Origin of the sequence: Aminobacter ciceronei, from assembly GCF_014138625.1 — a bacterium.
Classification (GTDB): Bacteria; Pseudomonadota; Alphaproteobacteria; order Rhizobiales; family Rhizobiaceae; genus Aminobacter; species Aminobacter ciceronei.
In genome coordinates this window covers 149844-162828 of sequence record NZ_JACJHY010000001.1, presented here as the reverse complement: position 1 = coordinate 162828, position 12985 = coordinate 149844, and the positions used below count along the sequence as shown (strand labels likewise).

Below are 12985 nucleotides of genomic sequence, written 5' to 3'. Positions count from 1 at the left end.
AGATCAAAAAAGGGACCACAACATGAAGAGAGTGATCATCGTAACCGGTGCCGGCCGTGGTATCGGGCTCGCCGTGGCAAGAAGGTTCGCGGCGACGGGCGACCTTCTGGTTCTCAACGACCGCCAGTTTGGTGACGAGGCTGCCGAGATCGTCGAGCAGGCAAAGTCGTGCGGCGGCGACGTCGCCTTCGTCACCGGCGACGTGTCGCGGGTCGAAGACGTTGCCGCCCTGGTTACCACGGCGATGGACCGTCATGGCCGCATCGATGTCCTGGTCAACAATGCCGGCGTGCTTCTGTCCAAGGCGACCGTCGACACAAGTGCCGAGGATTGGGCACGGGTGATCGGCATCAACCTGACCGGGACCTGGAACTGCCTGCATGCCGTTCTGCCCGGAATGATCGCGCGCCGCTCCGGTCGCATCATCAACGTCTCGTCCGAGCTCGGGCTGATCGGCTTCGCAACCTATGCCGCCTATTGCGCCTCCAAAGGCGGCGTGATCGCGCTGACCAAGGCGGTGGCCAAGGAGGTGGCGCCGCATGGCGTGCTGGTCAACTCGGTCGCACCGGGTCCGATCGAGACCGACATGCTCAAATACGACACCGTTGAATACAACGACGAGACGCGCGAGCAGATTCCGCTGCGGCGTTTCGGGCAGCCGGACGAGATCGCGGCGATGGTCGAGTTCCTGGCAGGCCCCGGCGGCAGCTACATGGTCGGCCAGATCGTGAGCCCCAACGGCGGCACGGCCATCTAGGGAAACGCCGATGACCAGCGAAGTTCAATCGCTCCTGCGCGGTCTCTCGTTGCTGGAGGCCCTGGCCGAATTCGACACACGCGGCGCGTCCCTGCAGGAACTGTCGGAGAAGACCAGCCTGTCGCCCAGCACTGCACATCGGCTGCTGACGACGTTCGTGGAGGCCGACTATGTGACGCGCGGCAGGGAACGGAGTTCCTACGTGCTTGGTCACCGCATCATCGGGATTGCGGGTTCGGCGCAACTGCGTACGGCGCATCTCAGGGTGATCGTCCGGCCATATCTCGAGGCCATAGCCGAGGAAAGCGGCGAGACGGCGAACCTGGTGGCGCTGGACGGCCGCAGTTCGGTCTATATCGACCAGGCGGAAGGCAAGCGCGTCCTGCACATGTCGATCCGCGTGGGCAGCACCTTTCCCGCCAACACCTCCGCTTCCGCCAAGGCGATCCTGGCATTTCAGAACCCGGAACAGGCCTTGAGGCTGATCTTCGGCGACGGCAGGGCCAAGCGCTACACCAGGCGCACGATCGTGCAGGCCGATGCATTCCGGGCCGATCTGCAAAGCACCAGGGAGCGCGGCTTTGCGATCGAACGCGAGGAGGTCGACGAGGGGGTGAGCTGCATCGCGGCTCCCATCCTCGATCGCAAGGGCGTGGCGATCGCAGCGGTCAGCGTACCCGGCCCAACCACGCGCATTCTCAACCCGACCCCGGACCGCCTGGGCAATCTTATCCTCGCCCACACGGCCAAGATCTCGCAGGCGCTCGGCGCCAGATACCTCGCGCGACGGCCGATCTGACCCGTCACAATCCCCGTTGCAACCAAGGAACAGAGCATGACTTCGATTCTGGTTACCGGTGGCCTCGGCTACACCGGCCGCATCATTGTTCGCCAGCTCGCCGAGCAAGGCTTCAAGGTCGTCAACTACAACCGCGACTACTCCGAGTGGGCAACCGACCTGATCACGCCCGTCCAGGGGGAGCTCTATGACATTCCGCGCCTTGTCAGGACGATCGAACGCCATGAGGTCGACCGTGTCATCCACACCGCGGCAATGTCGCATCCCGACTTGTCGATCGAACTGCCTGTCACCACCGTCGTGGCCAACATAGACGGCACCGTCAACCTGATGGAGGCGATGCGGCTGGCCGGCATCAGGCGACTGGTCAACTTCTCGTCGGAAACCGTCTACGGCAATCACGTCGAGCCGATCGACGAACGCTCCGCCACCGTGCCGACCACTCCGTACGGTGTCACCAAGGTGGCGGTTGAGCACTTCAGCCGCATCTACAACGAGCTCTATGGGCTCGAGGCGCTGTGCCTGCGCTTCAGCGAGGTCTATGGACCCGGCAACAGGATGCCGCAGATCTTGCGTGACATCATCAAGCCGGTGCTGCGCAGCCAGGCCTTCCGGATGGAGAACGGCGCCGACCATCTGTTTCACTTCATCCATGCAGAGGACGTCGGCCGTGCGGCCATCCTCGCCGCTTTTGCCGACAAGCCGGACGGCTCGGTGTTCAACGTCTTCGGCGATCGTTGCTGGACGCTTTCCGAAGCAGTCGGCCTTATCCGCAAGCTCTTGCCCCAAGCAGATATCGCAATCGGCCCCGGATATTGCCACCTCGACCGCCAGGGACCCTGGGACCAGTCAGCCGCCAGGCGCGCGCTTGGCTATGCCCCGGGCTACACGCTGGAGCAGGGGCTTGCGGCCTATGTCGAATGGCTGCGGTCGAACGAGTACTGAGATGGCCCGCTGCTTCATCCCCGTGCAGCCACTCTCCCGGGATGGGTTCGCACCCTATGGCGACGTGATCGACGCCGGCGGCCCGGAGTCTTTCCCCACAAATGGCGGCGCTGCCCATCGCTTTCACCGTCTTGGTGTCGCTGACTGCGGTGCGGAAGGTGGTGCGGCATTGCTCAGCATCTTTCGCGTGCTGCACGCCGGATTGCCGCTGCGTGTCAAAATGATGGAACGTCATCCTCTGTCGAGCCAGGCTTTCATACCGCTCGCCGGCCAGCGCTTCGTCGTCATTGTCGCGCCTGCCCAGTGCCGTCCCGATCCTGAAATGCTTCGGGCCTTCGTCACCGACGGGCGCCAGGGGGTGAACTACCATCGCGCCACCTGGCATCACCCGCTGGTGGCCCTGGATGGCGGCGATTTTCTCGTCGTCGACCGCGACGGCCCAGGTCCCGATTTCAACCAGGACTACGAGGAAGTGTTCCTGAGCGGGGACGTCCTCATCGACATGCGGGCGGTCGAGGCCGCCCTTTCCACGCTGTCGCCAACATCTTCGCAGGAGCAGAACCGATGATTTCCAATCAGATTGCCTGGCCCAACGGTGCCAAATGTGCCTGCTGCCTGACGTTCGACATGGACGCTGACAGTCTGATTCACGTCGACTATCCCAACGACGGCGACCGCAGGGTCTCGGCGATCTCGATGCTGCGCTACGGACCCCAGGTGGCGGTGCCGCGCATCGTCGAAACCTATCGCCAGCTCGGCATCCGGCAGACCTTCTTCATTCCCGCGTGGTGCATCGAGCAGTATCCGCAGGCCGTCGAGACGATCCTGGCCGGTGGGCACGAAATCGCCCACCACAGCTACATCCACGAGAATCCACTGGAACAGACGGCAGAGGACGAAGCCCATTGGCTCGACTCCGGTATCGAGGTGATCAGGCGCGCGACGGGACAGTCGCCGCGTGGCTGGCGCGCTCCGCTCTACAACTTCTCCAACCAGTCGCTGGATCTGCTTTTGGAGCGCGGCTTCAGCTACGACGCCTCGCTTATGGGCGCCGACATTCCCTACATCCTGAAGAGCCGGAAGACGGGCCGTGAGCTCATCGAGTTGCCGAGCCATTGGGGGCTCGACGACTGGCCGCAGTATGTGCAGTCGTTCGACCTGAATTACATGATGCCGGTGCGCAGCGCGCGCAACGGCTTCGACCTCTATCTGCGCGAGTTTGAGGCGGCCTACGCATATGGTGCGCTATGGGTGCCTGTCCTGCATCCGTTCGTGACCGGGCGGCTGTCGCGCTGGCACGTCTTCCGGGAGTTCCTGGAGCAGGTCGTCACAAAGGGTGACGTCTGGTTTGCACCGATGGAGGAGATTGCCGCGCATGTGCGCGCGGAGACCGAAGCCGGCCGCCACGAGCCGATGGTGGAGCTTCTGCCCCAATACCAGCGGCCGATCGGCCGTGTCCTGCCGCGGCGTTGATGTCACGGCGGAGGTCTGGCTTGTCCATTCTCAAATTCCAGACGCCGGCGGGGAACGCGCTTTCGATTGCTGCCGAGCAATTGTTGCTTGCCGGCTATGCCGGCCGAAACCGAGCCGATGTCGAGGCTCATATCTTGGAGATGCGCCGCCTGGGCGTTCCGGTGCCGGCCGAGCTGCCGGTATTCTATCGCGCGATGCCCTGCCTTCTGACACAGGCGGGGAGTGTCGATGTCGTCGGCTTGGACACGCGGCCGGAAGTCGAGTTCGTGCTGCTTTCCTGGAACGGGCGCCGCTATGTCACGGTTGGCAACGACCAGTTCGACCTGGCGGTCGAACGGCACGGATGGGGCGAGAAATCCAAGAACCTGTGCCAGAAGATCGTCGCCGGCACGGCGTGGCCGGTGGACGAGGTGATCCTCCATTGGGACAGGCTGGTGCTGGAGCTCTGGAGCAATGACGAGTTGCTGCAACAGGGTTGCCTTGACATGCTGCTGGAGCCGGACAGATTGCTCGAACGCGCCCGCTGCCAGGCCAGTTTCGACACCGGCGGCATCCTGCTTTTTTCAGGAACCATACCGGCACTGCGCCCCCCTGGCGCCGACATGCGAAATTTCTGCATGAAACTTCGCGACCCGGTGCTGGGTCGCGAGATCGTCTCGCAATTCGTTCTGTGCGACATCTCCGGTTCGTGCTCTCGACGTGACGTGGTGGTGCCGGCCTAGGTGAGAGGTGCGGCCGGGCAAGGTCGCTGCCGCGCGAGGGGCGCGAGACAGGCCGGACCGACAGAACGGGATCATCGCGATGGTCACCGGCCTGCAACAGAAATGACGAGGAGTGCCGAGGCGCCGCGGTTCACGGGCGGCGAAGAACCATGCTGCGCCTGACATCCCGGCCTTTCATCCAACCAGCGAGGTCCGCTCGGTGAGGTGGAGGTTTTTCTGCCAGGCGGTCTGGATCCGGGCCTCGATGACCTGGAGTACCATGCGGTGGGCACGGGCGACGTCGAACTCGCCCTGGCGATGGGCGAATTGCAGCCAGAACCCGTAATGCTGGACCGTGCCTGACGTTCGTTGCTCTCCCTTTGAAGGCTACAGGTCGTCGTCAAACGGCATCTGTCACTGTCGGTCGCCGCAATCCGGACAACAGCAAGCGGCCCCGAAAGCGTCACACCATGGAGGCGTCTTTTGCGTTCGCATTGCTAGGGCCGACGGTTTTCCGCGCGCCATGTCTGCACAGCGACCGCGTCGGCCTTGCCGCCGCGCGGGCCGTGGATGGTGACCGAGCGGGAGGCGGCGGCGATGGAGAAATCCAGGGCATCGGCGAAGGGCCGGCCCTGCGTCAGGCACCAGGTCAGCGCGCCGCCAAACGTATCGCCGGCGCCGGTCACATCGACCACTTGGACAGGGTAGCCGGCTGCCTGCAGGCGCGTTTGGCCGTCATGTGCCTCGGCGCCATCGGCTGCCAGCGTGCGCACGACCCATCCGATCTGGTGATCGCGTATCCAGTCGCCGATGCGGGAAATGTCGTCATGGCCGAAGGCGGCGCGGAAGCCGACCTGGTTAAAGATCACGACGGCTGCGCCGGTGAGATAAGGCATGTCTTCGGGCGTACAGCCACCGACATCAAGGTCGAAGATGGCGCGGCGGCCATGGTGCCGCAGGTCGGCGACGAGGTCTGCCTGCCTGAGCAGGCCCTGTTCCGTCTGGACGTGAAGCCGGCGGACGCGGTAGAGCGTCGTGTAGAGGAAGCCCGGCTGGCGCAGGGCCGCCAATGTCGCCTGCGCCAACCACATTGGCTGCTCGCCCATTTCCACTGTGAGCACGACATGCTCGCCGTCGATCAGGAAGATCAGGTTGCGCGACTCCGCAATTGCGGGATCGATCAGCATATGATCGGCTCCGACGCCATTCTGCCCGAGGTCGTCGATCAGGCGCCGTGACAGCGGGCTGTCATTGAGCAGTGAAATGAACTGGGTTTCGCCGCCCAGGGCGGCATGCACGACGGCGGCATTGGCGATGGAGCCGCCGATCTCGGCCGGAAGTTCCCTGACCATGCCCTTGTCGGCGCGGCCTGGCCAGCGATCGGCAGTGTAATATTCGTCGAGCGCAACGTCGCCGATGAAGAAGGTGGTCATGGGTGCAGTCCTTGCGCAGCCTGCACCTGACGCGGCCCGCCTTCGACCGGCACCCAGGGGCTCTCCGCGAGGCCGCAGATCGCCATCCAGTAATAGGGTGCGGGGCCAGAAAGACCCCGACAGGCGTCGTGCCAGACATTGCGGTGCATGACCACCGCCTGGCCAGGAGCGATGACGAAGGCCTCGATGTCGTCGCGGTGCGGTGCGCTGGCCTCCGACGCCGGGGCCACGGCGAGAATGACCGGCTCGGCGGCGCAGAAGATCGCTTCCTCCGTTCCGGGATGCCGTTCCATCGCCGCACATGACCATGGCGCGCCGCCGCCACGGGTGATGCCGAGATGACCGGCACCCGCGATCAACGGCGTGCGGGTGAACCCGTCGTTCCAGCCGTCGCCGGCGGTCCAGATCACGGCGGCATCTGTGTCGCCCATGAGATCGTAGACCCTGCCGTAGGGGGCAAAATTTTCCGGCGTCACCGGCTGGGCGACGATTGCGTCCGGCACGCTCATGCAGCGCTCCTGAGCGAACGGACGGCGCGCATCAGGCGCGCAACGTGAGGGGCCTCGACGCGGCCGGTATCCTTGTGATCATGCTTGAACCAGCTGCCGACCACTGCGCCGTCGGCCGCAGCGAGTTGTTCGGCGGCATTCGCTTCGGTGAGCCCTGCACCGATGAGGAGCGGCACGGTGCCGCCGGTGGCGGCACGGAAGCGAGCCACCTTGTCCATGTCCGTCGGCTGCCCGGTGGCATCGGATGTTACGACCAGACCGTCGCAGCGAGATGCACCGATGCGCACGTCTTCTTCTTCCGGCCGGCCGGAAAGGACGGGCTGGTATTTGAAGCGCACGCCGCCGAGCAGCAGCGCGGGAACGCTTGCCCGTCTTTCTGCGAGGCCCGTGGCGAAGGGGCCGTCGGCTTCCGGCGGCAAGTGGCCGGCGACGGAGTCGACCTGGATGAAAGCGACCGGATAGCGCCTGGCCAGCGCAAAGGCACGCGCATCGTCGCGCAACACATTGACGCCGATCTTCGCGCCAAGGTCGAGGCCGCACAGGCGATCGAGCACACGCTCGACGTCATCGGCTTCGCCGAAATAGTTCTCCACCACCAGCCCGTCGACGCCTTCGCCCGCCATGATGCGCGCTTCTTCCTCGGCCTGGACAAGTTTTGCAGCAGCGCCGTCACCGGCAAGGTGCAGCATGCCGAGGATCGGCTTTACGGTGGTGAATGTCTGACTGAGGCGGCTCATGCTTCTTCTCCTGCGCGCCGCCCTCAGGCAGGCGCGGTATCGCGTCCCCAGCGGGTAGCGAACTTCATCTGGACAGCCGGCGAGTAGACGATCGACGTGCGTTCGACCAATCGGTCGTCGGCATCGAGCACGTCCCCGCTGGCGCAAAGGTAGCCAGGCACCGCAGGTGCCGGGCCGAAAACCGTCCGCAGCTGATCGGACGGCGGCACGACGGTGAGCAGCAGTTCCGAGCGCAATGGATGGCGGTCATAGTCGCGGCGCAAAACCTCGTAGAGCGATTGCGCCGCGAAATCGTAGGCCTCGATGCCGGGATAAAGCGCGAGGTCGAGCTGGGACGTGTCGACGTTCAGCCAGTTGATCGTCTCGCCATTGGCAAGGCCGCGGGCGCGCACCAGACGGAGCTCGCCGTTGTCCACCCGATGCTCCAGCATCTTCGTCACTGGTCGCAGGCCTTGCCGACGTGCCAGTTCCGTGAAGCTGCCGAAATTCCAGATGTTGTGGCTGATCGGGCGGTGCGAGACGATCGTGCCCCGGCCTCGCACCTGTTGCACCAGTCCTTCCGACACCAGAAGCGCCATCGCATTGCGCACTGTCGTCCGGGCGATGCCGAACTGGTCGCGCATCTGGTTCTCCGAAGGAATGGCTTCTCCTTCGGAGAAATCGCCGCTCAATATGGCGGCGCGCAACGCCCTGTAGAGCTGCCGGTAGAGCTGTTCGCTCGAATAGGGATCGAGGCGAAAGCGCGACAGCCTGTCATCGGGGCGCTCCCCAGTCATGGAGGCATCTGGTGCGAAAGGTTGGGTCAAGGGCGGCTCCGGTGCGGTCCCGTTACTTGGTGGATCCGTTTATCTTGAACGCTTCCACGCCGGCCTCTTTCAAGCCGTGACGGTCGAGGATCTGTGCATAAGTTCCGTCGGCCTTGAGCGCGTCGAGCGTGGCCAGGACGGCATCGCGCAATTGCCCGTTCGCCTTGGCAAAGGCGATGCCGTAGTGGTTGACGTCGCCGACCTGGCCGATCTGGTAGAACTTGCCCGGCTCCTGCTTCATCAGGTCGAGCAGGCCCTCGAGACCGATAACCGATGCCTGGGCGCGGCCCTGGCGGATCTGCATGATGTGCTCGGCCTGGGTTGGGATCTGGATGACGGTGATCAGCTTGTCCGCCGGGCAGATCGACTTGCCGAGCTCTTCGGCCCAGGTGACCCAGCTCGTGCCTGTTGCTACGGCGACCGTCTTGCCGCAAAGGTCGGTCTCGGTCTTGATCTCACCCTGATGATCGGCGCTCGAATAGAAGACGTTGCCAGTCTTGAAGTAGTCGATGAAGTCGAGCTGGGTCTGGCGTTCGACCTTGTCGGAAAACGCCGTCATGATCAGGTCCGAACGGCCGGTGACGACCTGCGGGATGAGCTGCGGAAACTCGACGTTCTGGAATTCCGCCGTCAGGCCGAGACGTTCGGCAATCGCCTTGGCGAGATCGATGTCGAAGCCCTTCAGTTCGGTCGAGCCGGCATCGCTGTATTCCATCGGGGGATAGGCAAGGCTGATCGTGACGTTGAGCTTGCCGGCCGAGCGCACGGCCTCGGGCAGGGCGGCTGCCAGCTTTTCGTCGCCGGCGGCGTATGCCGCGCCGGCCAGGCTGATAAACGTGGCCGAGGCGAGCCCCAGAACCATCGGTAGCATTTTCTTCACTGTCCGTACTCCCATGTGTTGGACTGAAAGGGTCAGGCGAGCACGCGGCTCAGGAACGAGCGCACGCGTGGATCGGCAGGGTTGCTGAGCACGTCGCCCGGCACCCCCATTTCGCGGATTTCGCCGTCGATCATCACCACGACGCGGTCGGCGACCTCGCGGGCAAAGCCGATCTCGTGGGTGACGACGATCATGGTGGTGCCGCCGCGGGCCAGGGTGCGCATCACCTCCAGCACTTCACCGACCAGTTCCGGGTCGAGCGCGCTGGTCGGCTCGTCGAACAGCATGACGCGCGGCTCCATGGCGAGCGCCCTGGCTATTGCCACGCGCTGCTTCTGGCCGCCGGAAAGCTGGGAAGGATAGGCCGAGGCCTTGCCGGCCATGCCGACCTGCTCCAAAAGCTCCATCGCGCGGCTTTCCGCCTCGGCGCGCTTGAGGCCGCGCACCACCATCGGCCCTTCGATGACATTGCCGAGCACCGTGCGGTGGGCGAACAGGTTGAAATGCTGGAACACCATGCCGAGCTGGCTTTGCTGGGCGCGCAGGTGCTTGACCGGCAGTTCCTGCAGCGCGCCATTGGCGTAACGGTAGCCCATGATGGCGCCGTCGACCCAGACATAGCCGCCATTGGGTGTCTCGAGATGATTGATGCAGCGCAGGAACGTGCTCTTGCCGCTGCCGGAAGGGCCGAGGATGCAGAGCACTTCGCCATAGGCGACTTCCAGGTCGAGGCCCTTGAGGACCTCGTGTTCGCCGAAACTCTTGCGGATTCCGACCGCCTTGACCGCGAGACTCATGCTTGCCCCCTGGCGACGGCCCGGCGCGTCCAGCCTTTGAACCAGCTGCGCTGGCCGGCAGCTGCCGTGGCATCGCGGCCAAAGTGGCGTTCAAGGTAATACTGGCCGATGGAGAGGACTGTGGTTCCGGCCAGGTACCAGGTGGCGCAGACGAACAGCAGCTCGATGACGGCCCCATTGATGAAGTAGATACGCTGTGCAGCGTTCAGCATCTCGCCCATGGCGATTGTGGCGGCGAGCGAGGAGAACTTCAGCATGCCGATGGCGCTGTTGCCAAGGACCGGCAGGATCAGCCGCAGCGTCTGCGGCAGGATGATGCGACGCATGGTCTGGCCAGGCGTCATGCCGAGCGTATGGGCGGCTTCGGTCTGGCCACGGTCCACCGAAGCGATGCCGCCGCGCACCACTTCGGTGAGGTAGGAACCTTCGTTGACGCCGAGGCCGAGCACGGCAGCGACGAAGGGCGTGACGACGTCGACCATGCGCGCGTCGACCAGGCCGGGAATGTAGAGGCGCGGGAAGACCAGAGCGATGTTGAACCAGATGAGCAGCTGCAGCAGCACCGGCGTGCCGCGGAACACCCAGACATAGAGCCAGGCGGCGAAACGCAGGATCGGATTTGCCGACAGCCGCATGATGCCGAAGGCGAAGCCGAGGGCCACGCCGAGCGCCAATGCTACTGCGGAGATCAGCAGAGTCCAGCCGAAGCCGGTCACGATGACGCCTGCCGTCAGGAACTCTCCGACCACCGGCCATTGGATCTGCCCGACGGCAAAGGCACGGCCGATGACGGCGAGCAGCAGAAGCACGACGCCACCGCTTATCCAGCGGCCAGGATGATGGAGGTGGCGAACGGCGACGTCGCGCGCCGGCAGATCGGCCAGCGGCAATGCAGCGGTTGAAGGTGGAAGCGACTGGGACATGGCATCCAATTGTAGAGTTGGGCACCCAATTGTAGGGTTAGGCCTACAACTTAATATGAGGCGTTTCGAATGGAGTCAAGCTGCCTTCAGTCAGGGCCATCAGAGGGACGAGGGCGCAGTCGTCGAAGGGCAGGGCGGTATGCCGACAGGCGGGACCCGGATTGATGTCAATGCGGCTTGCGCACCGATTCCGTGATGGTCTGCGCAAGGGTTTCGGCCGCGCGCGAAGGTTTGTTGCGGGGATAGGCTATGTGGAACATATCCTCGAAAACCATGCGCTCGGGCGCCAGCACCCGGAGGCGGCCCGTGCGAACCCATTCGTCGGCATAGTGGTCGGGCAGGAAGCCGATATAGGCACCGGAGAGCAGCAGCAACAGGGTGCCTTCCATATGAGGCGTCGCAGCTGCCCAGGTGAAGCTCACCCCGCAGATCGTCTCGTTGAGCATGTAGGTGCGGCCGGCGAAGGGTTGGGCGGCGAGGTGGTCGTCGGTGAGGTCGGCGTCGGGGACGGCAAAGAGCGCGTGGCCCTCGGCACAGTAGAGCTTCTGGACCTCGGAGAAGGCTGCCTGGGTGCGGAAATGCGGCGTGACACTACCGACCGACGGCATCAGGACGATCTGATAGGCGCCGTTCAACAGGCCCTGGTGCAGCACCTGGGGTGCGGCGACGTCGATTTCCAGATGAACGCGCGGCGCGGCGCGGTGAAAGGCGGCCAATGCTCCCTGCAGGTCGAGGTCGCGGTTGGTGATCATGGCATCGACGGTGCCGAAGCTGAGATTGCCCGTCAGCTCCCCCTGCGCCTCGCCGATGCGGCTCTGGAACTTTTCGAGCGACCCAAAGAGCTCGAGCGCTGCGTCATAAACGAGCCGCCCCTCGTCGGTGAGCTCGAAGCCGCCGCGCCCGCGGCTGCACAGGCGCAAGCCCAGCCGTTCCTCGAGGTGGCGCATGTGGGTGGAGATCGTCGCCTGGGTCATGCCTAGCGCCGATTGCGCTGCGGAAAAGCCGCCGTGCTGCACGACGGAGGCGAAGACGCGCAGCAGCCTGAGTTCCGCATCGCCAAGCGAGAGGTTGAGGACGCGATGGCGGACCTTGTTGATCATTCATTGATTAATGCACAAGTAAACATCCAATCATAGATACTTTTAAACGTATCGGCATTTGGCACACTCCTCCGACCTTTGGAGGAGGGCATATGGCCAGCAATTCCTATGAAACCGGACGTCTGAACCTGCCGTTCGTCGGCATCTGCACCTTCGGCAAGTATCCCTACCAGCCCGACTGGGACGCCATCGACGCCGATGTCGCCATCCTCGGCGCGCCCTTCGACTGCGGCACGCAGTGGCGGGCCGGCACCCGCTTCGGCCCTCGTTCCATCCGCGAGGCTTCGACGCTGTTCTCCTTCGGCCATGGCGGCGCCTATGACCACGAGGACGATGTCACTTACCTGCCCAGCGGCGAGGTCTCCATCGTCGACATCGGCGACGCCGACATCGTCCATACCGACACGATGAAGAGCCACGCCAACATCGAGTTCGGCGTGCGCAAGATCCTGGCCGCCGGCGCATTGCCGGTGGTGCTGGGCGGCGACCATTCGGTCAATATTCCCTGCATCAACGCCTTCTCCGACGATTGCGCCGAGAACGGCCCGATCCACATCGTCCAGATCGACGCTCATCTCGACTTCGTCGACGAGCGCCACGGCGTGCGCTACGGCCACGGCAACCCGATGCGCCGCGCCGCCGAAAAGCCCTATGTCAGCGGCCTGTCGCAGCTCGGCATCCGCAACGTCTCGTCCACCGCCAAAGAGGGATACGAGGACGCGCGCAAGATGGGCTCCGACATCCTGTCGGTGCGCCAGATCCGCGCCCTGGGAAGTGCCGCCGTCGCCGAGCGTGTTCCCGCCGGCGCGCGCTATTACGTCACCATCGACATTGACGGTTTCGACCCCTCGATCGCGCCGGGCACCGGCACGCCCTCGCATGGCGGCTTCATCTATTACGAGGTGCTGGAGATCCTGGCCGCACTCGCCAAGCGCGGCACCATCGTCGGCATCGACCTGGTCGAGGTGGCCCCCGACTACGACCAAACAGGCGGTACCGCCATCCTGGCGGCACAGGTGCTGATGAACCTCATCGGCCGCGTCATGCATGCCAGGCAAACCAACGCCGAACGAGGAACTGAGGAGAGCCGGCCGCTCGCGGTTTTCGGCTGAGAAGGAGGAATAC

16 protein-coding genes are annotated in these 12985 nt (G+C 64.3%); 8 read left to right on the top strand and 8 right to left on the bottom strand.

Annotation, left to right across the window (positions count from 1 at the left end):
* Window positions 1-22: 22 nt before the first annotated feature.
* The 7 genes from HNQ95_RS00665 to HNQ95_RS33350 all read left to right on the top strand — a co-directional run bounded on the left by HNQ95_RS00665 (window position 23) and on the right by HNQ95_RS33350 (window position 5038).
* Entirely contained in the window at window positions 23-757 is a 735-nt protein-coding gene (locus HNQ95_RS00665) for an SDR family NAD(P)-dependent oxidoreductase (protein WP_154384933.1), read from the top strand.
* A 10-nt stretch (window positions 758-767) separates the two neighbouring features.
* Complete coding sequence (locus tag HNQ95_RS00660; protein ID WP_182573254.1) at window positions 768-1556, top strand: IclR family transcriptional regulator; 789 nt, start codon at window positions 768-770, stop codon at window positions 1554-1556.
* Between the two features lie 36 nt (window positions 1557-1592).
* Window positions 1593-2501, top strand: a complete 909-nt coding sequence (locus HNQ95_RS00655) for an NAD-dependent epimerase/dehydratase family protein (protein ID WP_182573253.1) — start codon at window positions 1593-1595, stop codon at window positions 2499-2501.
* A 1-nt stretch (window position 2502) separates the two neighbouring features.
* Complete coding sequence (locus HNQ95_RS00650) at window positions 2503-3069, top strand: ureidoglycolate lyase (protein WP_210283692.1); 567 nt, start codon at window positions 2503-2505, stop codon at window positions 3067-3069.
* Complete coding sequence (locus tag HNQ95_RS00645) at window positions 3066-3974, top strand: polysaccharide deacetylase family protein (protein ID WP_154384936.1); 909 nt, start codon at window positions 3066-3068, stop codon at window positions 3972-3974. The genes HNQ95_RS00650 and HNQ95_RS00645 overlap by 4 nt, the downstream gene beginning before the upstream one ends.
* Window positions 3975-3994: 20 nt before the next feature.
* Entirely contained in the window at window positions 3995-4696 is a 702-nt protein-coding gene (locus tag HNQ95_RS00640) for a DUF2848 family protein (RefSeq protein WP_067959964.1), read from the top strand.
* A gap of 204 nt (window positions 4697-4900) precedes the next feature.
* On the top strand, window positions 4901-5038 hold the full coding sequence (locus HNQ95_RS33350) for a hypothetical protein (protein ID WP_210289138.1): 138 nt from the start codon (window positions 4901-4903) through the stop codon (window positions 5036-5038).
* A 134-nt stretch (window positions 5039-5172) separates the two neighbouring features.
* Here HNQ95_RS33350 and HNQ95_RS00635 read toward each other — a convergent pair whose 3' ends face one another.
* From HNQ95_RS00635 to HNQ95_RS00600, 8 genes are all read right to left on the bottom strand, one after another.
* Complete coding sequence (locus tag HNQ95_RS00635) at window positions 5173-6108, bottom strand: carbohydrate kinase family protein (RefSeq protein ID WP_182573251.1); 936 nt, start codon at window positions 6106-6108, stop codon at window positions 5173-5175.
* Window positions 6105-6617, bottom strand: coding sequence for an ureidoglycolate lyase (locus HNQ95_RS00630; RefSeq protein WP_182573250.1), 513 nt, complete (start codon window positions 6615-6617; stop codon window positions 6105-6107). The genes HNQ95_RS00635 and HNQ95_RS00630 overlap by 4 nt, the downstream gene beginning before the upstream one ends.
* Window positions 6614-7354 (bottom strand): BtpA/SgcQ family protein, encoded by a 741-nt coding sequence (locus tag HNQ95_RS00625; RefSeq protein WP_182573249.1) that lies wholly within the window; start codon window positions 7352-7354, stop codon window positions 6614-6616. Before HNQ95_RS00625 ends, HNQ95_RS00630 begins: the two co-directional genes overlap by 4 nt.
* 23 nt (window positions 7355-7377) lie before the next feature.
* Window positions 7378-8130 carry a GntR family transcriptional regulator gene (locus HNQ95_RS00620; RefSeq protein WP_067959989.1) on the bottom strand — a complete coding sequence of 251 codons (753 nt, stop codon included), beginning with the start codon at window positions 8128-8130 and terminating at the stop codon, window positions 7378-7380.
* Between the two features lie 52 nt (window positions 8131-8182).
* Window positions 8183-9031, bottom strand: a complete 849-nt coding sequence (locus HNQ95_RS00615) for an ABC transporter substrate-binding protein (RefSeq protein WP_246340521.1) — start codon at window positions 9029-9031, stop codon at window positions 8183-8185.
* Window positions 9032-9072: 41 nt separating this feature from the next.
* A complete protein-coding gene (locus HNQ95_RS00610; protein WP_067959998.1) occupies window positions 9073-9837 on the bottom strand; it encodes an amino acid ABC transporter ATP-binding protein in 765 nt (254 codons plus the stop codon).
* Window positions 9834-10769: an amino acid ABC transporter permease gene (locus tag HNQ95_RS00605; protein ID WP_376769239.1), complete on the bottom strand. Its 936-nt coding sequence runs from the start codon at window positions 10767-10769 to the stop codon at window positions 9834-9836. The genes HNQ95_RS00610 and HNQ95_RS00605 overlap by 4 nt, the downstream gene beginning before the upstream one ends.
* 158 nt (window positions 10770-10927) lie before the next feature.
* Window positions 10928-11860 (bottom strand): LysR family transcriptional regulator, encoded by a 933-nt coding sequence (locus tag HNQ95_RS00600; protein WP_067960001.1) that lies wholly within the window; start codon window positions 11858-11860, stop codon window positions 10928-10930.
* A 92-nt stretch (window positions 11861-11952) separates the two neighbouring features.
* Here HNQ95_RS00600 and speB point away from each other — a divergent pair, with 92 nt between their 5' ends.
* Window positions 11953-12972, top strand: a complete 1020-nt coding sequence (gene speB / locus HNQ95_RS00595; protein WP_067960002.1) for an agmatinase — start codon at window positions 11953-11955, stop codon at window positions 12970-12972.
* Window positions 12973-12985: the final 13 nt, after the last annotated feature.

Excerpts from the sequence above, each read along its gene's own strand:
- HNQ95_RS00655 (WP_182573253.1), top strand. The coding sequence starts at position 1,593 with ATGACTTCGATTCTGGTTACCGGTGGCCTCGGCTACACCGGCCGCATC.
- HNQ95_RS00665 (WP_154384933.1), top strand. The coding sequence starts at position 23 with ATGAAGAGAGTGATCATCGTAACCGGTGCCGGCCGTGGTATCGGGCTC.
- HNQ95_RS00610 (WP_067959998.1), bottom strand. The coding sequence starts at position 9,837 with ATGAGTCTCGCGGTCAAGGCGGTCGGAATCCGCAAGAGTTTCGGCGAA.
- HNQ95_RS00630 (WP_182573250.1), bottom strand. The coding sequence starts at position 6,617 with ATGAGCGTGCCGGACGCAATCGTCGCCCAGCCGGTGACGCCGGAAAAT.
- HNQ95_RS00625 (WP_182573249.1), bottom strand. The coding sequence starts at position 7,354 with ATGAGCCGCCTCAGTCAGACATTCACCACCGTAAAGCCGATCCTCGGC.
- HNQ95_RS00615 (WP_246340521.1), bottom strand. The coding sequence starts at position 9,031 with ATGCTACCGATGGTTCTGGGGCTCGCCTCGGCCACGTTTATCAGCCTG.
- HNQ95_RS00660 (WP_182573254.1), top strand. The coding sequence starts at position 768 with ATGACCAGCGAAGTTCAATCGCTCCTGCGCGGTCTCTCGTTGCTGGAG.
- HNQ95_RS00645 (WP_154384936.1), top strand. The coding sequence starts at position 3,066 with ATGATTTCCAATCAGATTGCCTGGCCCAACGGTGCCAAATGTGCCTGC.
- HNQ95_RS00620 (WP_067959989.1), bottom strand. The coding sequence starts at position 8,130 with ATGACTGGGGAGCGCCCCGATGACAGGCTGTCGCGCTTTCGCCTCGAT.
- HNQ95_RS00635 (WP_182573251.1), bottom strand. The coding sequence starts at position 6,108 with ATGACCACCTTCTTCATCGGCGACGTTGCGCTCGACGAATATTACACT.
- speB (WP_067960002.1), top strand. The coding sequence starts at position 11,953 with ATGGCCAGCAATTCCTATGAAACCGGACGTCTGAACCTGCCGTTCGTC.
- HNQ95_RS00650 (WP_210283692.1), top strand. The coding sequence starts at position 2,503 with ATGGCCCGCTGCTTCATCCCCGTGCAGCCACTCTCCCGGGATGGGTTC.
- HNQ95_RS00600 (WP_067960001.1), bottom strand. The coding sequence starts at position 11,860 with ATGATCAACAAGGTCCGCCATCGCGTCCTCAACCTCTCGCTTGGCGAT.